This is a genomic window from Solidesulfovibrio aerotolerans (assembly GCF_009856865.1).
GTDB lineage: Bacteria > Desulfobacterota > Desulfovibrionia > Desulfovibrionales > Desulfovibrionaceae > Solidesulfovibrio > Solidesulfovibrio aerotolerans.
On the sequence record NZ_WVUD01000006.1, the window covers coordinates 58,524 to 84,861 of the forward strand.

Annotated in this window: 25 protein-coding genes; 12 read left to right on the plus strand and 13 right to left on the minus strand. The window is 63.7% G+C overall.

From position 1 onward, the window contains the following. Positions 1-57 precede the first annotated feature (57 nt). Complete coding sequence (locus GTA51_RS05450) at positions 58-1,779, minus strand: glycoside hydrolase family 3 protein (RefSeq protein WP_246197996.1); 1,722 nt, start codon at positions 1,777-1,779, stop codon at positions 58-60. Between the two features lie 107 nt (positions 1,780-1,886). After that, on the minus strand, positions 1,887-3,146 hold the full coding sequence (locus GTA51_RS05455; protein ID WP_246197997.1) for a GGDEF domain-containing protein: 1,260 nt from the start codon (positions 3,144-3,146) through the stop codon (positions 1,887-1,889). A 92-nt stretch (positions 3,147-3,238) separates the two neighbouring features. Between GTA51_RS05455 and GTA51_RS05460 the strand changes: the two genes are divergently transcribed. From GTA51_RS05460 to GTA51_RS05490, 7 genes are all read left to right on the plus strand, one after another. After that, positions 3,239-4,786, plus strand: coding sequence for a glycosyltransferase family 9 protein (locus GTA51_RS05460; protein WP_160959344.1), 1,548 nt, complete (start codon positions 3,239-3,241; stop codon positions 4,784-4,786). Between the two features lie 84 nt (positions 4,787-4,870). After that, on the plus strand, positions 4,871-5,476 hold the full coding sequence (locus GTA51_RS05465) for a DUF8043 domain-containing protein (protein WP_160959346.1): 606 nt from the start codon (positions 4,871-4,873) through the stop codon (positions 5,474-5,476). A 4-nt stretch (positions 5,477-5,480) separates the two neighbouring features. Continuing rightward, positions 5,481-5,831, plus strand: a complete 351-nt coding sequence (locus GTA51_RS05470; RefSeq protein ID WP_160959348.1) for a hypothetical protein — start codon at positions 5,481-5,483, stop codon at positions 5,829-5,831. Between the two features lie 235 nt (positions 5,832-6,066). Next, a complete protein-coding gene (locus GTA51_RS05475) occupies positions 6,067-6,456 on the plus strand; it encodes a hypothetical protein (RefSeq protein ID WP_160959349.1) in 390 nt (129 codons plus the stop codon). Positions 6,457-6,492: 36 nt separating this feature from the next. Further along, positions 6,493-7,056, plus strand: coding sequence for a hypothetical protein (locus GTA51_RS05480; protein WP_160959351.1), 564 nt, complete (start codon positions 6,493-6,495; stop codon positions 7,054-7,056). 312 nt (positions 7,057-7,368) lie between these two features. Next, entirely contained in the window at positions 7,369-8,574 is a 1,206-nt protein-coding gene (locus GTA51_RS05485; protein ID WP_160959352.1) for an SLC13 family permease, read from the plus strand. A gap of 16 nt (positions 8,575-8,590) precedes the next feature. Continuing rightward, positions 8,591-9,844, plus strand: coding sequence for a type III PLP-dependent enzyme domain-containing protein (locus GTA51_RS05490; RefSeq protein WP_160959354.1), 1,254 nt, complete (start codon positions 8,591-8,593; stop codon positions 9,842-9,844). Here the strand turns inward: GTA51_RS05490 and GTA51_RS05495 are convergent. The 3 genes from GTA51_RS05495 to GTA51_RS05505 all read right to left on the minus strand — a co-directional run bounded on the left by GTA51_RS05495 (position 9,841) and on the right by GTA51_RS05505 (position 12,042). Continuing rightward, a complete protein-coding gene (locus GTA51_RS05495; protein ID WP_160959355.1) occupies positions 9,841-10,326 on the minus strand; it encodes a hypothetical protein in 486 nt (161 codons plus the stop codon). The two genes, GTA51_RS05490 and GTA51_RS05495, sit on opposite strands and share 4 nt — an antisense overlap. 213 nt (positions 10,327-10,539) lie before the next feature. Then, a complete protein-coding gene (locus tag GTA51_RS05500) occupies positions 10,540-11,397 on the minus strand; it encodes a tetratricopeptide repeat protein (RefSeq protein WP_160959357.1) in 858 nt (285 codons plus the stop codon). A 30-nt stretch (positions 11,398-11,427) separates the two neighbouring features. Next, positions 11,428-12,042 (minus strand): LysM peptidoglycan-binding domain-containing protein, encoded by a 615-nt coding sequence (locus tag GTA51_RS05505; protein ID WP_160959359.1) that lies wholly within the window; start codon positions 12,040-12,042, stop codon positions 11,428-11,430. A 246-nt stretch (positions 12,043-12,288) separates the two neighbouring features. Here GTA51_RS05505 and GTA51_RS05510 point away from each other — a divergent pair, with 246 nt between their 5' ends. Beyond that, positions 12,289-13,317, plus strand: a complete 1,029-nt coding sequence (locus tag GTA51_RS05510; protein ID WP_160959360.1) for an alpha-hydroxy-acid oxidizing protein — start codon at positions 12,289-12,291, stop codon at positions 13,315-13,317. 212 nt (positions 13,318-13,529) lie between these two features. Next, positions 13,530-15,794: a sensor histidine kinase gene (locus tag GTA51_RS05515; protein ID WP_160959362.1), complete on the plus strand. Its 2,265-nt coding sequence runs from the start codon at positions 13,530-13,532 to the stop codon at positions 15,792-15,794. A gap of 121 nt (positions 15,795-15,915) precedes the next feature. Here the strand turns inward: GTA51_RS05515 and GTA51_RS05520 are convergent, their stop codons facing one another. The 7 genes from GTA51_RS05520 to GTA51_RS05550 all read right to left on the minus strand — a co-directional run bounded on the left by GTA51_RS05520 (position 15,916) and on the right by GTA51_RS05550 (position 22,468). Continuing rightward, entirely contained in the window at positions 15,916-16,179 is a 264-nt protein-coding gene (locus GTA51_RS05520) for an amphi-Trp domain-containing protein (protein ID WP_160959364.1), read from the minus strand. 252 nt (positions 16,180-16,431) lie between these two features. Beyond that, positions 16,432-16,968 carry a GDSL-type esterase/lipase family protein gene (locus GTA51_RS05525; protein ID WP_160959365.1) on the minus strand — a complete coding sequence of 179 codons (537 nt, stop codon included), beginning with the start codon at positions 16,966-16,968 and terminating at the stop codon, positions 16,432-16,434. Between the two features lie 159 nt (positions 16,969-17,127). Then, the gene (lysA, locus tag GTA51_RS05530) at positions 17,128-18,366 is read right to left on the minus strand and encodes a diaminopimelate decarboxylase (protein ID WP_160959367.1); all 1,239 of its coding nucleotides are present in this window, start codon (positions 18,364-18,366) and stop codon (positions 17,128-17,130) included. A 13-nt stretch (positions 18,367-18,379) separates the two neighbouring features. Continuing rightward, complete coding sequence (mutS, locus tag GTA51_RS05535; protein ID WP_160959368.1) at positions 18,380-21,031, minus strand: DNA mismatch repair protein MutS; 2,652 nt, start codon at positions 21,029-21,031, stop codon at positions 18,380-18,382. Between the two features lie 36 nt (positions 21,032-21,067). Further along, on the minus strand, positions 21,068-21,466 hold the full coding sequence (locus GTA51_RS05540) for a LapA family protein (protein WP_160959370.1): 399 nt from the start codon (positions 21,464-21,466) through the stop codon (positions 21,068-21,070). Between the two features lie 13 nt (positions 21,467-21,479). Next, a complete protein-coding gene (locus GTA51_RS05545; RefSeq protein WP_160959372.1) occupies positions 21,480-21,980 on the minus strand; it encodes an HIT family protein in 501 nt (166 codons plus the stop codon). Beyond that, complete coding sequence (locus GTA51_RS05550; RefSeq protein WP_160959373.1) at positions 21,980-22,468, minus strand: TIGR00725 family protein; 489 nt, start codon at positions 22,466-22,468, stop codon at positions 21,980-21,982. The genes GTA51_RS05545 and GTA51_RS05550 overlap by 1 nt, the downstream gene beginning before the upstream one ends. Before the next feature lie 116 nt (positions 22,469-22,584). Between GTA51_RS05550 and uvrC the strand changes: the two genes are divergently transcribed. Genes uvrC through GTA51_RS05565 form a run of 3 tightly spaced genes read left to right on the plus strand, consistent with a single transcriptional unit; the run spans position 22,585 to position 25,373 of the window. Further along, entirely contained in the window at positions 22,585-24,423 is a 1,839-nt protein-coding gene (gene uvrC / locus GTA51_RS05555) for an excinuclease ABC subunit UvrC (RefSeq protein WP_160959375.1), read from the plus strand. A 52-nt stretch (positions 24,424-24,475) separates the two neighbouring features. After that, a complete protein-coding gene (locus GTA51_RS05560; RefSeq protein ID WP_160959377.1) occupies positions 24,476-25,162 on the plus strand; it encodes a class I SAM-dependent methyltransferase in 687 nt (228 codons plus the stop codon). Positions 25,163-25,166: 4 nt separating this feature from the next. Next, positions 25,167-25,373 carry a YwbE family protein gene (locus tag GTA51_RS05565; protein ID WP_160959378.1) on the plus strand — a complete coding sequence of 69 codons (207 nt, stop codon included), beginning with the start codon at positions 25,167-25,169 and terminating at the stop codon, positions 25,371-25,373. Between the two features lie 13 nt (positions 25,374-25,386). Here GTA51_RS05565 and GTA51_RS05570 read toward each other — a convergent pair whose 3' ends face one another. Beyond that, the gene (locus GTA51_RS05570; protein ID WP_160959380.1) at positions 25,387-26,322 is read right to left on the minus strand and encodes a DMT family transporter; all 936 of its coding nucleotides are present in this window, start codon (positions 26,320-26,322) and stop codon (positions 25,387-25,389) included. Positions 26,323-26,338: the final 16 nt, after the last annotated feature.

A 26,338-nucleotide genomic window follows, 5' to 3' on the forward strand; every position in this document is an offset into this window, starting at 1 on the left:
AGGTCAACATGACGAATGGAAATATCTAGCGAGTGAAATGATTAAAAACGGTTGGACTCACGGGTGGGCTTCCTTTGCCGGCAAGACGGCCGGAACGCGGCCGGTGAAGCGAAAAGGGGCCAAAAGGCTCTGGCCCAGGGCCTCCAGACTGGCCGGGGCTTCGCCGTAGGTGGCCAGACGCACGGCCGCCTGGGGCAACAGCGGCAGGTCGTAGGGCGACTGCGCGGCCACAAGGACGAGCGCTGTTGCCTTGCGTTCGGCCAGGGCTTGGGCCAGACGGCGCTGGCCGTCCCGCTGCCGGGCGTTGGTGACCAGCAGCACCACGGTCCTGGCCTGCTCGGCTTCGGCCACGGCCCCTGCGATGGCCTGGGCATCGGGATCGACCGGCAGAAAAAGGTGCTTGGGGCCTTGCCACTGGGCCAGGGCGGCCTCGGCCTCGGCGTCGATGACGTCGCGGCCAAAACGCGGCCGGATGACCAGGGTGGTGTCATTGGCGGCCAGGGGCAGTGTCGGCGTGGTCGGGCCAAAGGCAGTCAGGCTGCGGGCGGCGATGCGCCGGGCCAGGGCGGTGTCCTCGGCCCGTCCGACCCGGGAGGCGGCGTCAGGGGATGGCGTGGCCTGATCCTTGGCGTGAAGCAGGCCGTAGCGTTCCTTCAGGCGCAGCACCCGCAACGCGGCGGCGTTGAGGCGGGTAGCCGGGACGCGCCCGGAAGCAACCGCCGCCACCACCGCGTCCATGGCGTCCAGGCGATCCTTGGCCGGCCGGCCGGCGTCCGCGCCAATGAGCAGCACATCGGCTCCGGCGCCAAGGGCCATGACGGCCGCCTCGGACGTGCCATAGGTGTCGGCCACCGCTCCCATGCCCAGCGAATCGGTGAAAATGACCCCGTCAAAGCCCATCCGCCCCCGCAGCACCCCTTCCAGAACCCGCCGCGACAGCGTGGCCGGCAGGCCGTTATCGTCCCCGGTCAGGGCCGGGGCCACGACATGGGCGGTCATGACCGCGGGGGCGTCGGCGGCAAACGCGGCCCGAAAAGGCGGGAAATCCACCCGGCCCAGGGTCGTGGCGTCGTGGTCCACCCGGGGCAGGCCCACATGGGAATCCACGGCTGTATCGCCGTGGCCGGGAAAATGCTTGGGCGTGCAGATCATCCCGACACTGGCATAGCCGGCCGTGGCTGCGGCTGTGTTGCGGGCCACATCGGCCGGTGCGGAGCCAAAGGAGCGGATGCCGATGACCGGATTGGCCGGATTGATATTGACGTCGGCCACAGGGGCGAAATCGACGTTGATGCCGACTGCCCGGAGTTCCCGCCCTGTGGCGGCGGCGGCCTGGCGCACGAGATCGGCCCGGCCCGTTGCGGCCTGGGCCATCTGGCTTGGAAAGAGGGTGAATCCCTGACGCAGCCGGGCCACCGGGGCACCCTCCTGGTCCACCCCGACCAGAAGCCCGACGCCCTGGCCTGTAGCCGCGGCCTGGGCTTGCAGGCCGGCGGTCAGGGCGGCCACCTGGTCCGGCGTCTCGATATTGCCCGGGGCGCTGTAGAGGATGACGCCGCCGAGGTGGCGCTCGCGTATGAGCCCGGCAATATCGGGCGAGACCGTCGGGCCTTGAAACCAGACCATAAAGATCTGGCCGACTTTCTCCTCAACCGACATGGCCGCCAGCAGGCTGGCGGCCCGCGACGCCGACCAGCCGGCCATGGGCCGGCCCAGCAGCAGCAGGGCAAGGAGCAGGGCGGCGGCCAGGACGGGATACGAACGAAAGGGTCGGACCATGGCGGCTCCGTGGCAGACAAACGCCCGGGGGCGTGCTGGGGTGCGGCGGCAGTTTGGGCGGCGTAGCGATGCAGCCCGGCAAGAGGACACGGAGTCGGGCCTGTTGCTCACAGGGGGCATTTCTGATCGTCGGTGCGTTTGTCCACGTACATGGCTGCATCGGCCTCACGCACCAGGGCGTCGATGGACTGGCCCGGGGTGTGCAGGGCCATGCCGATGGAGACGGAGAGTCCGGGCGTCCCGGAGAGCTCCCGATCCCTGGCCACCTCGGCCACACAGTGGCGTATCCGTTCGGCCATGACCGAAGCCTGCTCCGTTCCGGCATTGGGCAGGAGCACCACGAATTCGTCGCCGCCCAGGCGCGCCAGCAGATCGTAAGCCCGCACCCGGCCGGCCATGGCCCGGGCCACGTCGCGCAGCACCGCATCGCCGGTTTCATGGCCGTAGGTGTCGTTGACAGCCTTGAACCGGTCGAGGTCGCAAAACAGCAGGGACACCGGCGAACCCTGGCGCTCGGCCAGCGCGAGCAGCGCCGGGCCGTGGCGGCGCAGATAGGCCCGGTTGGGGATGCCGGTGAGTTCGTCGGATTCGCGTTGCCGGGTCAGTTCTTCGTGGATCTTGACGTGGAGCAGATCACCGGCCAGAACTTCGCAGAAATGCTCCAGGAAATCCGTGCCCTTTTGCATATTGTAGCGGTCGGGGTCGGTATCGGCCATGGCCAGCGCCCCGATGCGCCGCTTGGGCTGGTACTTGTCCGCCAAAGGGGCGATAAAGCACGAACCGGCCAGCAACTCCGGGCACTGGGCCAATACGGCCGGATCGAAAAAGAAATCGGGCCGGGGCAGGGCCGAGATGCGGCCGACATAGACCCGGCGGCTGGCATCGGGCCGCAGCAGGGCGTTTAACGCCGTGGTCAGGGACTTGTGGCTGGGGCAGGGGAAGCCAGGCGACAGGAAACCGGCAAAGAGCTCCCGGGAGAGCAGGCAGGTCAGGGTGTGCACGTGCATGGCCCGGGTCAAATCGGTCAGCATGCCGGGCAGTTCAGCCATGGTGCGCAGCCGCCGGGACAGGGTCAGAGCAGAGCGGAAGGTGGCAAAAGCATGGTCATTGGCCTTAAAAATTTCCTGCAGACGCTTGAGTTGCCCGCCCAGACGGCGGGCATGGTCGCGATACTGCGCAGCCTCGTCGGCCTGCCGGCTGTTCCGGGCGGCCTGATCGGCCATGGCGGCAACCAGCGCACGAAACTCAACCTGCCGGCCTTCCGGCAGGAACCGTTCCAGTTCAAGCGCCTTGGCGGCCAGATCGGTGTCTTCGAAAGAATTACTCATGGGGGTGTCGAGGCGGCCGGGCCGGCTGCGATGCTCCATGGCCCTGGTAGCATCTTCGGCACGGGGCAACAAGCCGCTTGGGGGCGGTGCATCGTTTTGGCCCAGGCGCACACGCCGGTCAGGGAGCGGATATGAACATTGTGGTCCAAAATCTCACGCGCTTTGGCGATCTGCTGCAATCCCAACCGGCCCTGGCCGAACTGGCCGGGCAGGGGCATGCCCTGTCGGTGGCCTGTCTGGAAAATTTTGCCGGCGCGGCCGCACTGTTGCCCGAGGCTACCACGATTTTCCCGTTGCCCGGGGCGCGTTTCCTGGCTGGTCTGGCCGCAGACTGGCGGCAAGCCCTGACGACGGTGACGGAATTTGCCGATGCGGTTGCGGCCAAGGCCGCCCCTGAGGCGGTGGTCAATCTGACGGCGGCCCTGTCCTCACGGCTGTTGGCCCGGCGACTTTGTGGCGACGCTGTGCGCGGCTTTTCCCTGGACGCGTTTGGCTTTCGCCACGAATCCACCCCCTGGGCCGCCTTTTTGGAGGCCTCGTCTGCCCGGCGGGGACTGAGCCCTTTTAATGTTGTGGATCTGTTTCGCAAATCGGCCGGGGTGGGCCAGGGGCGGGGCCGGTTCGCGCTGCGACGGCCTGACCCGGCGGATGCGGCCACGGCCCGGGGCCTTTTAAACGGTCTGGGCCACGGGCCGCTGGTTGTCGGTTTCCAGCTCGGGGCCAGCGCCGTGGCCCGGCAGTGGCCGGTGGCGTATTTTGCCCAGACCGCCAATCGGCTGTGGCAGGAAGTGGGCGCGGTGGCCGTGCTGGTCGGAACCGGCTCGGAAAAGCCGCTGGCCGCGCAATTTGTCAATCTTTGCCAGGGACCGTGCCTGGATCTGGTCGGGGCCACGAATCTGCCGCTTTTAGCCGCCGTTACGGCCGAGTTGCGTCTGCTTGTCACCAACGACACCGGCACCCTGCATCTGGCTGCCGGGCTTGGCATCCCCAGCGTGGCCATTTTTCTGGCCACGGCCCAGCCCTTTGACACCGGCCCCTATCGTGCGGGCTGCCTGTGCCTGGAGCCGGACATGCCGTGCCATCCCTGCCCCTTTGGCACGCCGTGTCCACACGACCATGCCTGTCTGGCCGCCATTGCGCCCCAAGCCGTGGCTGCTGCGGCCGTAACCTATTGCCGCACCGGGCAGTTTGTGCCGGGCAGCTACCCCGGAGCCCGGGCCTGGCTGTCCGGTTTTGACGACACGGGATTTATGGACCTTGTTTCCCTGTCCGGCCACGATCTCGAAGCCAGGGCAATCTGGCTGCGCTGCCAGCGCCACGTCCTTCGTCAATTCCTTGACGATGTCCCCTTTACGCCGCCCGAAAGCAGCGCCAGCTCCGGGCTTGGGGACACCGAGCGGCAAAATCTGCTGCGCCTTTTGGCCCAGTCGGCCGACATGCTGCGCCTTATTGAAGGCCAGGCCGTTTTGGCCGCTCGTACCTCGGCCATGAAATCCCGTTTCCTTTCAAGCTATGAGCGCTTAAACGCCCTCTGGGCCGCCTCGCCGCACCTGGCGGTGCTGGGCCAGTTATGGCGGCGCCAGGCCCAAGAACAGGTGGCTGATCTGGACCGGCTTGTGGCCAATATCCGCCGCTTTGCCGCCTGCATCCAGGCCTTCACCGACCTGATCGAGGCCTGATTCCTGCTGGCACGGTTGTTGAATAGTGGAGGGCGGGACAGGAAATCCTTTCCCTTCGACAATAACTCCAGCGGGAGGCGCGACATGATAAGTGTAGACGGCCGGGAAACCGGAATCGAGATCAAGCAGTTCCAGAATCTCGAGGAAATCCTGCTCCGCATCATGGAGACGGACGAACTCGAAGGACGCATCGTCACGGATGTCTTTGTCAACAAGGAAAGTTTTTCCGAGATTTATCCCCATCAGGCCGAGGACATCGAGAGCGACGAGATCGAGTCCGTGGAAGTCAAAAGTGTTCCGGTCATGGACATGGCGCTGAGCATCACCCATGAGCTTGGCAAGGTTGTGCGGCTCATGGACCACGGCGCACGGCGCGTGGCCGAGTTGTTCCGCCAGGCCGACGATGCCGAGGCGCTGGAGGTCTACCAGGATCTCATGGACGTGACCCGGGATTTTCTCAACATGGTCGGCGTGTTGCGCAGCGAATCCACCAAGCGTCCCAATTCCGCCTTTGACGCTGCGGCCGATGACATTTCCAATCTTTTCTCTGAAATGCTTGAAGTGCTCGAAAACGAAGACTGGATTCTCTTGGCTGACCTGCTGGAATACGAGTTCATTCCGGCCATGGGACGTTTTAAGACAGTCATCGCTGAACTGCAGGAGAGCTTCGAGACCACGGTAAAGGAATAACGCCATGTCGGATAAGCTTGAATTCCTCGAAGCGGCCCTGGCCACTGGTGAACGCGAACTGCACCACCTCCTTGCCGGTGAGATTGAAGAAGCCGAAGAGCTGGCAAAAAATCGTGGACAGCTGCTGGAAATGGCCTGGAACTGCGCCGACCCGGAAAGCATCGGCCTGCTTCGGGACAAGCTGCATAAGCTGAAGAACCTGCAAGGTCAGTTGACGGTTGAAGCCCGACGGCTGCATGCCGAACTCCAGTCCGATCTGGTGCGGGCCAAGCAGGAGAACCAACGCCTTTCCGGCTACCGTACCACCGTGCGTCCCAATCCGGCCGTGCGACGCTATCTGGACAAAGCTGGTTGAGTCTTTTTCCCGCGCGCCTCACATGCAAAGCCGGGCCATTGTGGTCCGGCTTTTTCCTGTCTTGTACCCTGGGGCTCGGATCGTCGAAAGTTTGACAGATGCGGCGTTTGAAGAAACTAATATGCTGTAATATAATGGAAAATAATGTTGGCAAGCTCCTTGCTAGAGCAATCGCAGACCTGACTGGAAGGCGGCTGCCTGGATGCCGCAGAACCGAGATACCAAGGAGGACGGCATGCTTTCCATTTTTTCCGGCGGCGAGAAGAGAATCCGGGAACGCCACGAAGAACTCAAGAAGGGCGCACGGCTGAAAAATGCCAAGGAACTCTTTTTCAGCGGCAAGTTTCCGGTGGTAACCACCCCCGGCATCGAATGCCGCAAGATTCGCCGGGTGCTCGGTCTGGTCAGCGGACGCGGCTTCGATTCGGAATGCGCCTTCTATGGCCTAACGGCCAGCGCCCTGGATATCGGGGCCGACGCCATCATCGGCTATCAGGAAAACGTGGCGTTTCACCCCGACGGCTCCCGGTATTTTTCCTGCTACGGCACGGCGGTCATCCTGGAAAAGCTGCCGTCGCTCAAACCCGACCCCAAGGCCCAGTCCGTCAAATCGCTGATGCATTAAGCCCGGATGTTGGCCGGGTCAGGAAGGAGCGCAGTCATGAAACGCGCCTTATGTACCATCGCCGCCTGCGCCGTCCTGCTGCAGGCCGCAACAGCGGTTGCCCAGGAATACACCCAGGGGACAAGCTACGTCGAACCCCGGGGCGGTGTTTACGGAACCACGAATAAAAACGTCAAGGTGATTGGAACCTACGGCGGAGCTGCCGGGCATTACGTTGCCGACGGCGTGGCCCTTGAAGCCGAAGGCCTGGGCTACGCCGTGGACCAGACGACCAAGAAGGCCACGCCCCTTGGCCAGGCCAGCTCGGAAACGACCAACAACGCCGTGGGCGTTGCGGGCATGGCCCGCTGGAATTTCGTGCGAACACCCAAAGGGACGCTTTCGGTCGCTGCCGGAGGCGGCGGGGTGTTTGCTGACAAGGCTCTGCCGTATAACGGTTCCGAGCAAAGCGGGATCGGCCAAACCGAACTGGGCGCCTCCGTGGCGCTGGGCAAAAATGTCAGCCTCAAGGCGGCCGGCCGCTACCAGCACCTGGGTTCGTTTTCCGACAAGGGCCTGGACAGTCTGGGCGGCAACGTCGGCTTTAAGATCAGTTTTTAGGTGTCTCGTCGCTGCCGGTCTTGCTGGCGGGCGGTGGCGACTTTCTGGGATGCGGACCGCACCCCGAATCGACGCCTCAGCCCCGGATGCCGAGTTTGGGAAAGATAAAGCGAACCACCAGGAACCAGGCGACCAGGATGCCGCCGAAGATAAAGATGTCTTTCATGGGCGCAGACTACCACAAAACAGCGCGGCGGCAACCAGTCTCTGCGCTGTTTTTTGTGGTCCGGCCGCTGACTGAGGGGGCCAGCCAGCATAAAGCCCGGCAACGCAGCCGTGGACTTTTCCGGCCAACCTGATAGGCCCTAGGCCGTGCGTTCCATCGTCCTTGTCACCTTTCTCGTGGTCTATGCCGCCATGATACTGGGCCGGTTGCCTGGCTTGGCCCTGGACCGCACCGGTGCTGCCGTCCTGGGAGCCCTGGTCCTGGTGGCCACGGGCACCATGGACGTCACCCAGGCCTGGGCCGCTGCCGATGTGCCCACCTTGGCTTTGCTGTTCGGGCTTATGGTCATATCGGCCCAGTTGCGCCTGGGCGGCTTTTATACGGCGGTCAGCCGCGCGCTTATTGCCGCCGCTGCCACGCCAGCGGCCTTGCTGGCCCGCATCATGGCCGCTTCCGCCGTCCTTTCGGCCATCCTCGCCAACGACATCGTCTGTCTGGCCATGACCCCCATCCTCGTCGAGGCCACCCTGGCCCGGGGACTCAACCCCGTGCCCTATTGCCTCGGTCTGGCCCTGGCGGCCAACATCGGCTCGGCCGCCACACTTATTGGCAATCCCCAGAACATGCTGATCGGGCAGGTGGCCCGGCTGTCCTTTGGCGGCTACATGCTCGACGTGTGGCCCTGCGTGGCGGCCAGCCTGGTTATCGCCTATGCCGGCACGGTGTGGGGCTTTCGGGGCCGCTTTGCCGGTCCGACCATCCGCTTGGCCGTGCCTGGGCCGGACTATTGCGTCTGGCAGACGGGCAAGGGGCTTTTTGCCCTGGCCTGCTGCATGGTGGTCTTTGTCTGGGGCGGGCTGCCCCGGGAAAACGTGGCCCTGGGCTGCGCCGCCGTCCTGCTCCTCTCCCGTCGTATGGCTTCGCGCGACACCCTGGCCCTGGTGGACTGGCAGTTGCTGTTGCTCTTTCTCGGGCTATTTGTGGTCAACCGGGAAGTGGCGGCAGTGGGATTGCTTGACGACCTGTACCGGGGCGTCGCCAGCCTGGGTTTTGATCTTGGCCGGCCGGCCGTGTTGTTTGGCCTGACGGCCGTGCTCTCCAACATCGTTTCCAACGTGCCGGCCGTCATGCTGCTCCTGCCCGGCCACAGCGATCCCCAATCCGCCACCGTGCTGGCCCTGTCCAGCACCCTGGCCGGCAATTTGCTCCTGCCCGGCAGCATCGCCAACCTGATCGTGGCCGATCAGGCTGCGCTGTTGGGTGTGACCCTGGGTTTTCGCCAGCATGCCCGGGTGGCCGTGCCCGTGACCGTGGCCACCCTGGTTGTTTCCGGCGTGTGGCTTCTGCGTTGAGGCAAGGAGGCAAGTGATGGAGCTTGTGCGCAAGGCTCTGGCGCAAGGTCTGTTTCGAGACCAGGATACGGCGGTGATCCTCTATGATCTCGACCGGCTCGCCGCCAATTTTGCCGCCCTGGCCGCTGCTTTTCCGAGCCGGACCAGACATGCGTTTGCGGTCAAGGCCTGCCCGTTGCCGCCCATCCTCCAATTGCTGGCCGGTCTTGGGGCCGGGGCGGAGGCGGCCTCGCTGCCGGAAATCCATCTGGCCCTGGCGGCCGGTTTTGATCCGTCGCGCATCGTGTTCGATTCCCCGGCCAAGACCGGGGAGGAATTGCGTCTGGCCCTTAAGCTGGGACTTTTTATAAACGCCGACAACCTGGACGAACTGGCCCGCATCGATGCCCTGGCCACCGGCCTGGGCGTTGTTCCCCGGGTCGGGCTGCGGATCAATCCCCAGGCCGGCCTTGGCCGCATCAAGGCCACCAGCGTGGCCGGGCGCTATTCCAAGTTCGGCGTGCCGATGAGCGCGCGAGACGACATTCGTGACGCCTTTGCCCGCTATCCCTGGCTTGGCGGCCTGCATGTCCATGTCGGTTCCCAGGGCTGTCCCCTGGAACTGCTCGTGGCCGGGGCCGGGACAGTTTTTGATCTGGCGCGGGAGATCGAACAGGAGCAGGGGCCTGACAGGCTGGCGGTCTTTGATCTGGGCGGCGGACTGCCGGCCGCCTACCGCGACGGCGACACCCCGCCGACGCCGGCCGACTATGCGACGGCGCTGGCGGTGCGTTGCCCCGGTTTGCTGGATGGCCCCTTGGCCCTGGTGACGGAATTTGGCCGGATGCTGGCTGCGCCCTGTGCCGTTGCCGCCAGCCGGGTGGAATACGTCAAGCGCCAGCCCGGCCACCGCACGGCTGTTGTGCATCTCGGGGCCGATCTGTTTGTGCGCGAGTGCTACAATCCCAAGGCCTGGCCCCACCGCACCCGGCTCCTCGATAGTGGGGGACAGGCCAAGCAGGGACGGCCGGGCCTGTGGCATCTGGCCGGGCCGCTATGCTTTTCCGGGGATTTCCCTGTTCGCCAGGCGCGACTCCCGGCCATTGCCCCCGGGGACATCGTGGTAATCGAAGATGTGGGGGCCTATACGCTGTCCATGTGGTCGCGCTACAACAGCCGGCAGATGCCTCGGGTGCTGGGCTTTGGCCAGGGTCGTTTTTCGGTGCTGCGCGAGCGGGAAGAGCCGCAGGATGTGGTGCGGTTCTGGCTCGGGAGCGGGGGGGCGGTCTAACTGGAGGAGCGGCAGGCCAGGGAGGCGGCAGGCAGGGAACGGCCGAGGAGATAGTCGACTTCTTCCCGGGTGAGGATGGCGCTGTGGGAACGTTCCTTGTGCGAGCCGGCAGAGCCGGTGGCCGGGCTGGCGTGGCGCAGTCCCAGGGCTTCGCGGGTTCTGGCCCGCAAGGCGGCCGGGGCCATGGGCAGGAGGCAAACCCCGTCCAGGTGGCCGCAGTGCGCTGCCCGGTCCACGACTGGCGGGCAGGGCGCATGCACCAGGGCATAGATGGGCGCTTTGCCGCCGTTTACGTCGCGGGTGAGCCGGATGGCCGCTTCACAGTCGTCAGCCAGGGCCAGATAGACCAGCCGACAGGGGCCGAAGCGTTCGACAAGGCGCGCGGCTTCGTCGGCGTTGCGGGCGGCAAGCACCGAAAAATGCCCCGACAAAGCCCCGGTTAAAAAGGCCAGTTCCATGGAATCCGGGCAGACAATAAGCACGCTGGCAGGCAGATCGCACCTCCTCTGGTCATTGGGCGCAAGCGCCTCAGACCATGACGCTGGTCGCAGGAAGGCTGTCTGTGATCTAGCAAGAATCAATCCAATCTAAGCGTTTGCGGCCTTTGGCCGCAACCGGAACCAAGCCGGGGCATTTTTTGCCGTATTCGTGTCGCCTTCGGCTGATGCTATGGTTTTGAGCATCAAAACGCCGCACTAACGGCAGTTGCCTTCGGCCTTATAGCTTTTGAAGAAATCACATTCGCCGAGATCACAGGCTTTTTTATAGTCGGCGCAAGCCCGCTCCCGGTTACCAAGGCGCTCATGGGCCAGACCCCGGTTGGTGAAAAAAGCCGGGTCCGAGGTCTTGGCGGCAATGGCCCGGTCGTAATCGCCCAGGGCTTCTTTGGGTTTGCCAAGGTTACTTAAAATATTGCCCCGATTGTTGCGCAGATCCGGGTCGCCGGGATCAGCGGCAATGGCTTCGTCAAGCATGGTCAGGGCCGTCTGGTTGTCGCCGGCAGCCTGGGCCTTGGCGGCCATGGCGGCCAGCGACGTGGCGGTGTTGGGATCACGTGCGCCGGTTTTGCCAGCCCCCGGCGGCGGGGCCATGGGGGAGGCGGCGACCGGCTGGGGCGCGGTCTGCATGACGGGCTGGGGTGTCGATTGCGCTGCGGGCGACTCGGCCGGCTGGGGCTCGGGCTGTTTGGCCACCGGCGGCATGACCGGTGGCGCACTGTTTGGCGGCGTCCCGGCTGTGGCCGGGGTGCTCGCCTTGGGACCGGTGGGGGCCTTTTGGTCAAAAAGCCCGCCTTTGGGCTCGGGATGGGGCTGGCGCACGGGGGAGGGCATAACGAGGGGCTCGTCGGCCTGTTTGGATGGCCCGGAACCCACGTTGGCGGTCGCTTCCCGTATCTGGTCCTGGCGCTGCTGGTCTTCGGTGCGCAGTTGGGAATCGACGGAACTCATTTTTTCCAGGCGGCGCTTAAGGATTTCCTCCTGGGTGAGGGCCTGTGCCGCTGTGGCGGCCAGAACAAGAACCGCAGCTACCGTCAAAGAGACAAACAGTCTCATGCCGAATCCTTCCGTGTGCCGGTTGCCACGCTAGGGGCGGGCCGGGATGTTGAGCACCTGGCCGTCGCGCAGGGTGTCGGGGTGCATATCGCCGTTGGCTTTGGTGATGTCTTCCACCGTAACGCCGTATTTGTGGGCGATCTTTGAGAGATTGTCGCCGCGCTGCACGGTGTGGGTGGTGCCTTCGGCTTTTTTCCCGTTCTCTGCCTTGCCCTTGGCGTCTTTTGTGTCTTTGTCCTTTTTGCCTTTTTCGGCCTTTGTCTTAACAACCGGCTCCATGGCAGGTGCCGGAATCTCAAGGACTTCCTCGCCCTTAAACGGCACAGCGATCTGCTTGCCGTCGCTTGGGCGCACAGGAGCCTGGGCCGCGTCCGGGACAGTCGGCTTGGCTGTCGCGGCAGCGGTCTTGTCCTGGCTCTGCAAAAAGGCCGCGTATTCCGTTTCGGACAGGATGCCGTCGGCATCGAGATCCAGGCGGGCGAACAGGTCTGGTGTCACCTCTGGAAAGACAAACAGCAGTTCCTCGTAGGACACGTTGCCGTTTTTGTCGTGATCGACAGTGCGGAAGGCATCCTTATCCCCACCGGAACAGGCGCTGACCAAGGCAATAAGTGTCAAGGCAAACCAGGCGATAATTGATCGCATAGGCTCCTCATTTCTGGCGTTAAAGACGGCGGCAGAAGCGCCGGCATTCGAAGCAGGCGCTTACCATGGGGGCAATCGCCAAGTCACGTGAAAAAAAAGATGGAAAAAAGGTCACGGCCAAGGCTTGCCAGGTGTGCTTTTGGGGTCGCAACTTGCCGTTGCCGTCCCTCGGGGGTAGGAGGGCCAAGGCAGGGCACTGCCTATCGTCTGCAAACCGTATCGAGCGACGTATTCCGGGAGGTTGTGATGGATCTTGCGACGCTTCGTAAAATCGCCAAGGAAGAACTGAAAGGCTATTGCCGGGTGTGCCCGGTGTGCGACGGCCGGGCCTGCGCCGGCGAAGCTCCGGGCATGGGCGGCATGGGCACCGGCTCGGCTTTTGGGGTCAATCTGGCGGCGCTTGGGGCGTATCACCTCAACATGCGCACCCTGCACGACGTAAAAAGTGCTGACACCAGCCTGACGCTTTTCGGGCGTCCCTTGACCATGCCCATCTTGGCCGCGCCCATGACCGGCGTTGCCTACAACATGGGCGGCCGACTGACGGAAAGGGACTTTATCGGCCGCATCATCGACGGCGCGACCGCGGCCGGGACGCTGGGATGCTGTGGCGACGGGGCCGATCCGGCCATGTTCGACAGCGGTCTGGCCGCCATTGCCGCCCAAAACGGACATGGTATCCCTTTTATAAAGCCCCGTGGCCAGGAAGCCGTGCTGGCGCTGCTCAAACGGGCCGAAACCAGCGGGGCCGCCGCCGTTGGCATGGACGTGGACGGAGCCGGTCTGGCCGTTATGGCGCTCAAAGGCCAGCCGGTGTCGCCCAAAACGCCCGCCGAACTGGCCGCCTGCGTCCAGGCCACGACCCTGCCCTTTATCGTCAAAGGCATCATGACCCCGGACGAGGCGGTTATCGCCTTTGACGCCGGTGCCGCCGCCATTGTGGTCTCCAACCACGGCGGCCGGGTGCTGGATCATACCCCGGGCGCGGCTGCGGTGCTGCCGGCCATTGCCAGGGCGGTTGCGGGCAAGGGCGTGATCCTGGTCGATGGCGGCGTGCGGTCCGGGGCGGATGTGCTCAAATATCTGGCGCTTGGGGCCGACGCCGTACTGGTCGGCCGGCCGCTGGTGGTGGGCGCTTTTGGCGGCGGGGCCGAAGGCGTGGCCTTTTTGCTGCAACAGTTGCAGGCCCAATTGGCCGCGGCCATGGTGCTCACCGGCACGGCGTCGGTGCGCGACGTCTCGCCCGCTATCCTGTCGCCGCGTCCCGGGCTGTAGGCACACGTTCCGGGGCCTCATCTTCGCCCTGTCCGCCAGCCGTAAAGGTCAAGGTGGGCAGGGCGTTTGTTTGGCATTTGTTTGGATTGCTGTACCGTCATTTTCCATGCTAGGCTGCTTTGTCAGGAATTGCTCAAACCGGCAACGTAGCGTGCGGAATTGTTTTCCGTTTGGCCAAGCAACGTTGTCGGTTTGGTTGTCATGGAGTCGGCATGGGTTTGCGCTATTTCACCTTTCGTCTCATGAGTGTAACCATTGCGGCTACGCTGGTTGGTCTTTATCTTGTCTCCAGGTTCTTTACTCTTTCCAATTTTGTTGAAATGGAACGCAAGCTGGTCGCCGATGACGTCAAACGCGCCCACAATGCCTTGGACACCAGCAGCAACCGCATCGGACTACTGGCCACGGACTGGGCCACCTGGGACGAGGCTTACAAATTTATGGCCGAAGGCGGCCAGGAGTTTCTCGATTCCAACCTGAACAAGGAAACCTTTGCCAAGCAACACATGGCGGTCATCGGCCTGTTTGATTTGTCCGGCCGGCTGGTCGCCGGCCGGTATTACGATGCTGCAACCCAGGATTTTGCCGCTGTCCCGCCGGAAGTCCTGACCCTTGTAGCGCCGCACGCCGGTTTGTTGGCCGGGGCGGCCACGTCGGAAGGGCGCAGCGGTGTGGCCCTGGTTGGGGGGCGGCCCATGCTCGTGGCCGCCTATCCCGTCCTGACCAGCGAGCATACGGGGCCGGCGCGGGGAACCTTGCTCATGGGAAGCTGGCTGGACCCCAAAACTGTCGGGGATCTGGCAGCTGCCACGGTGCTCGATATGCGCCTGCTTCCCCTGGATGCCCCTGGTCTGCCCGATCCGGCCACGGCACCAGACGTGGTGGTCCTGCCTGCTGCCGAGGACGCCCAGACCCGCACCGGACTGGGGCTGGTGCGCGACGTTTTTGCCCAGCCCGCCTTCTGGCTGGCCGTGGCCACCGACCGGTATTTTTTTCACCAGGGCCTGGGGCTGATCCATTCCAGTCTGGGACTGTTTGCCCTGGCCGGCGTCATTTTATTCCTGGTGTTGCAGGCCTTTTTAGAGCGCCGTATCCTGCACCGCCTGCACAGCATAAGCGTCTTGTCGGGCCGTGTTGCCAAGGGCGAGGCGACGCTGCGGCTCCATCTGCCCGGTGCTGACGAGTTGTCCAGCCTGGCCCTGGATCTCAACGCAATGCTTGACCGGCTGGAAGCGGCCAAGCGCTTGCTGGCCGCCTCGGAAAATCGCTATCGCTCGCTGTTTCTGGGCATCGGCTCGGCCATCGTCCTGGTCGATCCGGACGGCATGATCCAGCTCGCCAATCCGGCCTATGCCCGGTTGGTCGGCCTGCCCCGGGAGGAACTGGAGGGGCTTCGCCGCTGGACGGCGTTTTGTCCGGAAATGGCCGCGCTTTTTCCCGGCGGCCTGCCGCCAGGAGGCCAGGGCGATTCCACGGTCGTTGCGACATTGCTTGTGCGCGGCGACGGCGCAACCCGCTCTGTCCTTTTGACGGTTGCCGGTCTTGAGAGCAGCGCGGCTGCGGTCGTGTCGCTGGTGGACAACACGGCTGCCAAGCAGGCCGAGCAGGAACTGGCCACGCTTTCGCAGAACCTGGAAGGACTCGTGACCGCCCGCACCGAGGAAGCCAAGGCCAAGACCCTGGAACTCGAAACCGCCAACGCGCGTCTGCGGGAACTCGATCAGATCAAATCCGCCATCCTGTCCTCGGTGTCCCACGAACTGCGCACGCCGCTCACCTCCATTCGGGGCTTTACCACTTTAATCGAGCGCGATCTGGACCGGCTGGTTCAAACCTCCAGCCTCTCTGGCCTGGGCACCAACCCCCGGATACGGCGCATCCGCAATAATCTGCACATCATTAACGAAGAAAATCTGCGACTGACCGAGTTGATTAACGATTTCCTGGATTTATCCAAAATTGAATCCGGCAAGATGGAATGGCGCGACAGCGCCATAGACGCCCGGGAATTGGCCGCGCGGGCTAAACGCGCCACGGCGACCCTTTTTGCCGACGCCACAGTGCCGCTCAGCATCACGGTCAATCCCCAAACGCCCAAACTTTTTGCCGATGGCGACCGGATGCTGCAGGTGTGTATCAATTTGTTGGCCAATGCCCGTAAATTCACCGAGCACGGGCAGGTCCGATTGTCCATTGGACCCGATGCCGCAGGCGATTGGAGCATGCAGGTTGCGGATACGGGGCGCGGCATCGCTGCCGGGGATCTGGAGAGGATATTTGACAATTTCACCCAGGTTGTGGCCGGAGGCGGGGAAATCAGCTCCGGCGGCACCGGCCTGGGACTGAGCATCTGCCGCACCATCATCGAGCATTACGGCGGCCGGATCTGGGCAGAATCGACCCTTGGCCAGGGCAGTCGTTTCACCGTCACGCTTCCCCGCAAGCGGCTTTTTGTTGATCACCCGGCTGTGGCGTAACGATTGCAGGCTACCTGTTGGTGCAGGCCCCCAACGTCGCAGGCAGCCAAGCAAAAGGCGCGCGGCCGCTTTGCAGTGGTCCGCGCGCCAAAAGCGTGGTGCCGGTGAGTCCTGGAACAGGTCAGCTGTCCAGGCTTACGGCGTCTTCTTCTTTCCAGGCAATTTCGATGGAGAGTTTTTTCTTGCTTTTGCCGGACTTGGCTTTTTCCTTGAAGCTGATTTCCAGCTTGGCCACCAGCGGGAGTTCGACACAAATCGGGCCGTCTTCGCCTGTGCCGGAGAGTTTGCGCTGCTTAAGGCCGTCCACGATTTTTTCCAACACCACCGCGGCGTCGTAGGTCATCAACTTTTCATCGCAATGAAACAGGTCGGATTTTTCGCCCATGGCTTGCTCCTTTGGTGCATGTGATCCAAACGGGATCGGGCGAAACCATAACGCGTTCACAAGACGTTGTCATGACGTCCGGGCGAAAAAACGACCGCAGTCCCAAGACGGACAGGCTGTGTCGCCGGATTGTGGCGGGCGGGCGCATGGAAGCAAGACGCCTGGCCCATGGCTGCTCCCGGGGGCACCTCTAGTTAATGGTGGGCTTTTATAGAGCGTTATATGCTGCGCCAGAACCCTGGGCACAACGCGTCACATCTGGTTGGTGATGAGTTTTTTCCAGAGCGAATAGGCGTTTTTGGTCAGGTGGAGGCCGTCTTCGGTGAAATTGGGGCCAAGCTTGCCGTCGTCAGCCAGGAAGGCGTCGTAGAGGTCGAGGTAGCGCACAAAAGCGTTTTTGCGGTCGCACAGCGTCCTCAGCCGGCGGTTGATGGCAACGATGGCGGCATTGTCGATGGACTGGCTGCGGGTGGGCAGGATGCTTTGCACGTAAATGTGCGTGTAGGGCGAGATGTTTTGAATCTTGGTGATGATCTTTTCGTAATTGTCCAGGATGCGGTCCGGGGCGGTTATCTCGTTGATGCCGATCATTAAAAAGAGCTTGTTGGGTTTATTCTGGGCGATAGGCTCGATGCGCTTGAGCAGATCGGCGCTGGTGGAGGACTCCACGCCGCTGATAAACACCTTTTGCGGCTGTTCAAAAAGATTGTACGTTTCCCATCCCTTGGTAATGCTGTCGCCGCAAAAGACAATTTGCATGGCGAGAAGGACGGGAAGGGCGGCGTTCACGCTGACTGGACCTCCGCAGGGCTTTTGGTGCGCCTGCCGCATACGCAAAACAGACCGATAGTATCGCCAAGCGAAAGGGCAGCGCCGTGTTGGTTTTGCAGACCGTGCTTGCGGCGACCAGGCGCTTTGCCTGGTCGCCGCAACGGCGCAATCGGGGGGTCAGCGTTCCAGGGCGATGAGGTCGTCGTAGGTTTCGCGGCGACGGGCCACGGTCACCGTTTCGCCGTCCACTAAAATCTCGGCCGCCCGGGGCCGGGAGTTGTAGTTCGACGCCATGGTGAAGCCGTAGGCTCCGGCCGAAAAAACGGCCAGCAGTTCGCCCGGGGCCACGGCCGGGAGGTCGCGATCGCGGGCCAGAAAGTCGCCGGATTCGCAGATGGGGCCGACCACGTCCACGTTGATTGCGGGCCGCCCGGCCGGGCGCACTTCGCGGATGGCGTGGTAGGAATCATAGAGCGAGGGCCGGATCAGGTCGTTCATGCCCGCGTCCACGATGATGAAATCCTTGCTCGGGGTCTTTTTGGTGTAGATCGCCTCGGTGACCAGGATGCCGGCGTTGCCAACGATAACCCGGCCGGGTTCGAGAATAAGCGTGAGCGGCAGAGTGCCCAGGGCCTTGGTCAGGGCCTGGCCGAACTCGCGGGGATGGGGCGGCTCTTCCTCGTTGTACTGGATGCCGAGACCGCCGCCCAGATCGAGATAGGTGGTCTCGATACCCATGGCCGTCAGCTTTTCCCGGAAGGTCAGGATCTTGTCCAGGGCTTCGAGGAAGGGGGCAATGGAGGTGAGCTGGGAGCCGATGTGGCAGTCGATGCCGACCGGGGTCACGCCCGGCAGTTCCTGGGCCTTGGCATAGGCGGCCAGGGAGTGCTCGATATCCAGGCCGAACTTGTTCTTTTTAAGCCCCGTGGAAATATACGGATGGGTCTTGGGGTCAACGTCAGGATTTATGCGAATGCTCACCTTGGCCGTCTTGCCCAGCCGCGTGGCAATGGCGCTTAAGCGGTCGAGCTCGCCGGTGGATTCGACGTTAAACATGAGGATGCCGGCGGTCAGGGCCGCTTCGATCTCAACGGCGCGCTTGCCCACGCCCGAATAGACGATCTTGGCCGGATCAACGCCGGCGGCCAAGGCCCGGTAGAGTTCGCCGCCGGAGACAATATCCATGCCTGCGCCCTGGGCAGCCAGGGTTTTAAGCACCGACAGGTTGGAATTGGCCTTGACGGAATAGCAGGTAAGATGGGGCAGACCGTTAAAGGCCGAATCAAAGGCGGTGAAATGGCGGCGCAGGGTGGCGGCGCTGTAGACGTAGAGCGGGGTGCCGTAGGCCGCGACCAGCGTCGAAACAGGCACGTCCTCGGCGTAAAGCTCGCCGCCCCGGTACTCGAAATGATGCATAATGAAAATCTCCTTAGCAGGCATTGCCGCCGTAGCGGCCTTTCCAGTCGCAAAGCAGGGTCAGGGCCTCAAGGGGCGTCATCCGATCTAGTTCGAGGCGGGACAATTCGTCAAGAAGCACGGTTGCGGCGTTGGGCAGGGGAGCGGGCACCTGTCCGGTAGCGTCGCCCGCATCGCGTGACACGGCAATAAGGCCCGGCAGGCTCGGCTGGCCGCGCTCACGGGAGGCCCGGCCGCCCTGGCCGGGATCGCGGCTGCGCTCCAGTTCTTCCAAAAGCTCCCTGGCCCGCTTGACCACGTTTCGCGGCACGCCGGCCAGTTTGGCCACTTCCACGCCATAGCTGCGATCCGCCGGCCCGGGCAGCAGGCGGCGCAGGAAAATAATGTCGCCCTTCCATTCCTTGACCGCGATATGAAAATTGCGCAGGCCCGGCAAACGGCCTTCCAGGGCGGTCAGCTCGTGGTAGTGGGTGGCAAACAGCGTGCGCACGCCGTGGCCGTCGTCGCGGCCGCACAGTTCCTCCACCACGGCCCAGGCCAGGGCCAGACCGTCAAACGTGGCCGTGCCGCGCCCGATTTCGTCCAAAATGACCAGACTGCGTTTGCCGGCTTGGCGCAGGATGCGGGCCGTTTCCATCATCTCCACCATAAAGGTGGACTGGCCCTGGGCCAGATTATCCGAGGCCCCCACCCGGCAAAAGACCCGGTCCACCAGCCCCAGGCTGGCCTTGGCCGCTGGCACGAAGGAGCCGATCTGGGCCAGAATGGCGATAATGGCAGTCTGGCGCAGCACCGTCGATTTACCGGCCATGTTGGGGCCGGTTATCAGCAGCACCTTGGCCGTCTCGTCCAGGCTGACGTCGTTGGGGATGTAGTTGCCCACCCCCTGCACGGCCTCGACCACCGGATGGCGGCCGGCCCGGATGGTGATGGCCTGCCCGGTATGCAGCTCGGGCCGGGTCCAGTCGCCGATGACGGCGGCCTCGGCCAGTCCCTGCCAGACATCGAGGCGGGCCACCCGGGCGGCGGTGTCCATGACGCGCTCGCGAAGGCTGGCGATATGGTCGCGAAGCTCGCGGAAGAGGTTGTATTCCAGCGTTTTGCGCGTCTCGCCCGAGGCCAGGATCTTTTCTTCCAGGGTTTTTAAGTCCGGGGTGACATAGCGTTCGCAGTTGGCCAGGGTCTGGCGGCGCTCGAAATGGGCCGGGGGGTAGCCGGCGGATTTGGTCAGCTCGAAATAGTAGCCGAAAACCCGGTTGTAGCCGAGCTTGAGCTTGGGCAGATTGCCGGCTTCCTGTTCCCGGGCAAGCAGTTCCTGGAGCTTTTGTTCGCCGTGTTCAGCCAGATCGAGCAGTTCATCCAGTTCGGGATGATAGCCCTGGCGGAAAAGCCCGCCCTCGGTAACGACGACCGGCGGGGAATCGACCAGGGCGCGAGCGAGCAGCTCGCACACGTCGTCAAGATCGTCCCAGCCCGAGAGCAGTTCGGCAGCGGCCTTGGGTGCAGCGGCGGCGGCAGTGTCCAAAAGCCCCCGCAGCCGGGGCAGCGCTCCCAAAGACTGGCGCAGGGCCGTAAAATCGCGCGGTACGGCCCGGCCGAGAAAAATGCGGGTAATCAGGCGCTCCAGGTCATAGACCCCGGCCAGGGCTTCGCGGCTGTGCCGGCGAAGGCCCTCGTCCTCGACCAGAAAGGCCACCACGGCCTGGGTGTCCTCAATGGGGGCCAGATCGAGCCAGGGCTGGCGCAGCATGGTCTCCAGCAGCCGCCCGCCCATGGGAGTCTGGGTGCGGTCCAGGACATGCCACAAGGTGCCCTGGCCCTTGCGGCCGTCCAAGCGGCGAAAGATTTCCAGATTGCGCTCGGTGACCTCGTCCAAGAGCATGTGCCGGCCGAGATTGACCGGCTTAAACGGGGCCAGATGGCCCAGGTCGCGCATGTAGGTGGCGGTGAGATAGGTGAGAAGGGCTCCCATGGCCCGCACAAGCTGGGGCTTGTCGTTGCAGTCCAGCGCCGCCAGATCAGCCACGGACTGGGCCGAGAGTACCTTGTCGCGACCGGCGGCGAAATCGAAATGGGGGCGCAGCGGCGTGCGGGTGATCTGGATGCCGGAAAGGGGTGTTTCGCGCGGCGGCGTCAGCCCCTCAGGCAACAGCAGCTCCCGGGGACCGATTTTGGCCGTCCACTGCCACAGCCGGGCGGCGTCGCGGGAATAAAGCCCCGACCATTCGCCGGTGGAGCAATCGACCCAGGCCAGTCCGCCGGCCCGTTCGTCGGGGTCGTAGTAGAGGGCGGCCAGGAAATTGTGTTCCTTGGCCCGCAAATTGCCGTCTTCGACGGCCGTGCCCGGGGTGAGCACGCGGGTGACGGCGCGTTTGACCAGCCCCTTGGCCTGCTTGGGGTCTTCGATCTGGTCGCACACGGCCACGGTGTAGCCCCGGGCCAGCAGTTCGGTCAGATAGCCCTCGGCGGCGTGGTGGGGCACGCCGCACATGGGGATGGGGGACTCGGCCCCGGGATTGCGCGTGGTCAGGGTGATTTGCAGTTCCCGGGCCGCCGTTTGGGCGTCCTCGAAGAACAGCTCATAGAAATCCCCCATGCGGTAAAACAGCAGCGCGTCCGGATGCTCGGACTTGGCGCGCAAATACTGCTCCAGCATGGGGGTCATCTTGAAATCCCCCACGGCAGGCAAGATCGTGCCGACTTAGGCTTCGGCCTTTTGGGCCGGCGCAGTGGAATCGGCCGCAGCAGGCATGACGGACGCCGTGGGAGCGGCGACTACGTAGCTCGGGGGCGTGGCAACGGTGGATTTTTTGTGCTGGGCCATCTGCTTTTCCAGGGCGTTGACTTTGTTTTGCAGGCTGCGCATGCCAGCGGCCAGACGCACTTTTTCGGCCAAAAAGTACAGGGTGCAAAACAGGCCGCCAGCCACGAAGCTCATGAGCAGCACGACGTAGAAAGGAACACCGGGGGACTGGACCTGATAGCCGAAAGCGCCGAGTTTGAGCTGCAGCGGGGTCTCCAGGATGGCGGTGTTCTGCACGAAAAAGAGCATGCAGACGAAGAAGAATGCCAGCAGGAAGAGCACTTTGATCACGCGCATCGAGGCCTCCTTGTCACGACGTGACGGTTGCGAGGTATTCTGAAAAAAACGGTTCGAGCCGATCATAGGTGGAAACAAGCAATTCCGGCATGACCCGCGTTTCGCCAAAAACAGCCATAAACGAAGAATCGCCGTTCCACCGGGGCACCATCTGATAGTGCAGGTGGGCGGCGATGCCGGAACCGGCGGCTTCGCCCAGGTTCAGGCCGATATTGATGCCCTGGGGCCGCAGGCACTCGTTTATAACCCGGGTGCAATAGGTCAGTCCCCGGGTCAGTTCAAGGTTTTCTTCCGGCGTGAGCTGGGTGAGGCAACTGGCGTGACGCAACGGCGTCACCATGAGATGGCCGGAGTTGTAGGGAAATTTGTTCATGATCACGAAGCTGTGGCGGCCCCGGGCCAGCACCAGCCGCTGCCGGTCCTCGTCATGCGTTTCGGGCAGGCAGAACACGCAGGCGTCGGGCTTGGGTCCGAGAATATAGTCCATGCGCCATGGCGCCCACAAAACTTCCATCAATACGACTCCGCACAATTCGTGTCAGGCACAAGCGTTTGCAACAGGAAAATGGCCTGCTGCGGTGTCTTGGCGGCAATGACGCCGTCGATGGCGTCGAAATGTTCCAGAGCCACGACCGGCCGGCCGATTTTCAGCGCAATCCCGATCTCCGAAAGCGTCCCGGCACCGCCGGAAACGGCCACAACCACATCACCGTTTTTGACCACCAACACGTTTCGGGCAATGCCAAGGCCGGTGACGACGGCTATATCCACAAACGGGTTGGCCTCGGCCGGATCGTCGCCGGGCAGAATGCCGATGGTACGTCCGCCGGCTTCCCTGGCACCCTGGCAAACGGCTGTCATGACGCCGCCCAGCCCGCCGCATACGATTTCAAAACCGCACTGGGCCAACAAGCCGCCAAGCAGGCGGGCCGTCTCGTAAACGGCCTCGTCGCACCGACCGGCTCCGATCACCGAAACCCGTCTGGGCCGTACCGCGTTCATTTCCCGCCTTGCTTACACGCGTCTTTGTCCAAGAGCAAGGGAGCCTTAGCAGGAAGGCGACACCTCGACGCACCAGGGCTTGAGTCAACCGGCCCATCGCGCTAGTCTGGGGGACGATGTACACCTTTGAAGCAAAAAATTTCCCCACGTCTCCGGGTGTTTACTTGATGAAGAGCGTTCGGGGTAAAATTCTCTATGTCGGCAAGGCCAAAAACCTGCGGGCGCGACTTTCCTCGTATTTTCGCAACGACGCCGGCCACTCCGTAAAAACCACCGCCCTGGTCGCGCGCATCGAGGGCGTGGACGTCCTTCTGACCGCCTCGGAAAAAGAGGCGCTGCTGCTCGAATCAAGCCTCATTAAAAAGCACCGCCCCCGCTACAATGTGGTGCTCAAAGACGACAAAAACTATATTCTTTTCAAGCTCGACAAGCGTTCGCCCTTCCCCCGGCTGGCCTTCACGCGCCGGGTCGAACGCGATGGGGCGGCCTATTTCGGCCCTTTCACCTCGGCAGCGGCCGCCCGGGCCACCTGGAAGGAACTGGGGCGGCTGTTTCCCCTGCGCAAATGTGGCGACCGGGCCTTGGCCAACCGGGTGCGGCCGTGTCTGTACCATTTCATCGGCCAATGCCTGGCCCCGTGTGTCCTGGCCGTTAACGCCGATCAATACACCACCCTGGTGCGCCGGGTGGAAGCCTTTCTGACCGGTCGTTCGGCCGAAGTGCTCAAATCTGTGCAACGCGAGATGGAAGCGGCGGCCGAATCTCTCGCCTTTGAGAAAGCGGCCGGGCTGCGCGATCTGCTGCGGGCCATGCGCAAGACCGTGGAAGGGCAAGCCACGGTGCTGACGAAACTGGTGGACATGGATGTGGTCAATTTTACCGTCACCGAGGCCGGGGTCGGCTTGTGCGTGCTGTTCGTGCGCCAGGGACGGCTTCTGGATCGCAAAACGTTTTTCTTTCCTGGCGTGGAGGCAGGCGAAGCCGTCTCGGCAGCGGTGACGGCGCTGCTCCAGTTCTATCGCCCGGAAAGTTTCATTCCGCCCCGCATCGTGGTCCCCGAAGGGCTGGCCCCGGGGGGCGGCGAGGGCGAAGCGGCCGGCGACGGGCAGGCGCTGGCCGAAATTCTCGAAGAACGCCGGGGCATGGCCCTGCGCCTGGGTCCGGCGCGCGGGCGCGAGGAACGCCAGCTCTTGGAGATGGCGGCGGTCAATGCCGGCCGGGCCGCCGAAGAGGCGGCCAAGGCAGCGCAAAGCGATGTGCTGCCGTCTCTGGCCCGGGCTTTTGGCTTGGCCCATTTGGCGCGCATCGAAGCGGTTGACGTTTCCCATCTGGGCGGCAAAGGTGTGCGCGTCGGGTTGGTGGTCTTTGAAGACGGCGCGCCGCGCAAAAGCGAGTACCGGTCCTATGCGATTGCCGCAGCCGAAGGCTCGTCCGACGATTATCTGGCCCTGGCCGCCTTTGCCACCCGGCGGGCCGGTTCCGGGCCGCCCTGGCCGGATTTGCTTCTCATTGACGGCGGCAAGGGCCAGCTCGGGGCTGTTGGCCGAGCCTTGGACGAAGCCGGAGTCGGCGGGGCCTTTGCCCTGGCCTCCATCGCCAAGGGCGACCGGCGTTCGCAAAACGAGATGGACGACGTTATTTTTGTGCCGGGCCGCAAAAATCCCCTGCCGCTGCGCTCGGGATCGCCGGAACTGCTTTTCCTGCAACGCATCCGCGATACGGTCCATGACTATTCCATCGGCCGGCAGCGGCAGGCCAGGCACAAGGTGGGCCTGAAAAGCGACGTCCTGGCCCTGCCCGGGGTGGGACCGAAGACGGCCCGGCTTCTCTGGGAGGCGTTTGGATCGGTGGCGGCCATGCGCGCGGCTTCGGCCGAGGACATCCGGGCCAGGACCGGATTGGGACCAACCCGGTCGGCGGCGGTGGCAAGCGCCCTGGCCGGACTTGCGGATTGATTTTTTCGAGGTTGTCAGGCATCATAGCCGATCATTTTGGAGTGGAGCACCCATGCCGCTGACGCAATTTCTGGCCCTGGCCGACGCCATCGAACCCGAACACCGCTACCGAACCGTGTACGACGCGGATTTTTCCGTGCTCGTCCCGGGCAAGGAAGTGATCGACCCGGACACCTTGGCCGCCTTTTCCCGCATCGACTTCACCGGCCACACGGTGGTGGATCTGGGCTGCAATTTCGGCTTTTTCGCCTTCCAGGCCAGACGGCTCGGTGCGGCCGCCGTGGTGGGCGTTGACCGCGAACCCCGGGTGCTTGCCGGCTGCGAACTGCTCAAACGCCATTTCGACGCCAACGGCGTGGACTTTGCCTGCCACAACATCGACGACCCGGCTTGCCCACTGCCGGAGCAACGCTTCGATATCGCCATGCTGGTGGAATTTATCGGCAAGACCTTTGTGCTGGAAAACAGAGTGGCCCCGGCCCTGGCCTTTCTGGAACGCCTGTCGGACCGGGAACTCATTTTGTCGGTGCAAAAGATCTATTGGATCAAAAAGGAACTCGGCACGACACCCGAGCGGATGCTTAAACTGTATCCGGCCCAATACGTCGTCGGCGGCGATTTTTTGCTGCTCGACTACGTGCGCGACTTTTTTGCCCCGCGCTGGCGCATGGAGGCGCTCTCGCCCATGGCCGATGGCTATGAAAAGCCGCGCAAGTTCCTGCGCTTCACCCCGGCCTGACGCCATGGCCGATCCCACCAAACGCGCCGATATCCGGCCGGGACTGACTGTGGCCATCGTGCTTAAAAAAGATCAGCGCACCGGGACGCTCACCCGGGGTGTGGTCAAAGATCTGCTCACCAAAGCCCCGGTGCATAGCCGGGGCATCAAGGTGCGCCTCACCGACGGACAAGTCGGCCGGGTGCATCAGATACTCGAAGAGCCTGCCTGACAGGCCTGGTCTTTTACCCCGTAGACCCTTCTCCGGCGGGCTTTGAGCGTCTGGCGTCTCCCTCGCCCTGTTTTGTTGGGGTGTGTGCCCCGTCGGCCCGAGCCAGACCGATGCCGCCAAGGGCCAGGGCAAAACCCGCGATTTGAGCTGTGTTGAGTTGCGCCCCGAAAAAAAACCAGCCCCACACGGCCGCCAGCGGTGGTGTCAGCAGCAGCAACGAAGCAGCCCGAGCCGCCTGGCCCTGGCGCAAAAGCCACACCAGCAGCATCGAGCCGCCAAGCGACAGCCCAGCCACGCTCCAGGCCAGGGCCGAAAACACAACCATCGACACGGCAACTTGGCGCTCCCCCCAGGCCAACGCCAGGACCGTCGTGACCAGGGCGGCCCCGCCGTGCTGCAAGGCCCCTGCCGGCCGCAGGTCTGTGGCTCGCAGCCCGGTCTTTTGCAGCAGCGCCCCGACGGTGACGGCCAGGACGCCTGCACCGGCCAGCGCCAAGGCCGCTGCGGGCATGGCCGTTGCCTCGCCGGAATGAAGGGCCGGCCAGACCGCCAACCCGACCCCGGCCAAGGCCGCTCCCATGCCGGCAACGCGGCGCAGCGAAAACGATTCTCCCCAAATAACGGCTGCCAGGAGAGCCGTCACAGGCGGCTGCAATGCGCCGACAAGGGCCATGAGTCCCGGAGACAGCCCGAGGCGCACGGCTTGATAGCCGGCCGCAAGATACACTCCATTATACAGTCCCCCGACGGCCAGATGCCCGAGGGCCAGGCGCATTCCCGGCCAAGGGAGGCCGGCCACGCAGGTCAGGACGGTAAGGATCAGGGCGGTCAGGCCGAAGCGGGCGGTGAGAAAGAGGCAGGGATCGGTCCCGGGGGCGATGGCTCGGGCCACGATGAATCCGGTAGACCAGATACAGACAAAGACAAGCGGGGCAAAACGTTTGCACATGAAGCGGCTTTACGCC